We start from the raw sequence: 253 nt of genomic DNA, 5'->3' as shown, positions 1-253 counted from the left end.
AAAGCCGCCCAGGCAACCGGCAGACACTTCGCCACGCGTAGCGACGCGACGCAGCTCGGGCACCTCGCGACGCTCCATGCGTCGGGCGATCTGCGTGCCCATATCGATTCGGTCTTTGGGCTTTCGGACGTCGGCCAGGCGCTTCACCACAGCAAGGGCGGCCACGTAAGAGGCAAGATCGTTGTGGACGTGGCCCGGTAGCGCTCGCCTAAGCGGCAAATCGCACCGCTGGCGAGAGCGTGAAGGACTCACG

1 protein-coding gene is annotated in these 253 nt (G+C 65.6%); it reads left to right on the top strand.

What is annotated here, in order from left to right; genetic code table 11:
* A partial coding sequence (locus tag SB847_RS21685; protein WP_410578761.1) for a zinc-binding dehydrogenase occupies positions 1-201 on the top strand: 201 nt, incomplete at its 5' end.
* Between the last annotated feature and the right edge of the window lie 52 nt (positions 202-253).

The sequence above is a fragment of the Bacillus sp. SIMBA_026 genome, assembly GCF_046535335.1.
Taxonomy (GTDB): domain Bacteria; phylum Bacillota; class Bacilli; order Bacillales; family Bacillaceae; genus Bacillus; species Bacillus velezensis.
The sequence above is the reverse complement of the archived record's forward strand: the minus strand, read 5'-3'. Positions and strand labels throughout refer to the sequence as shown.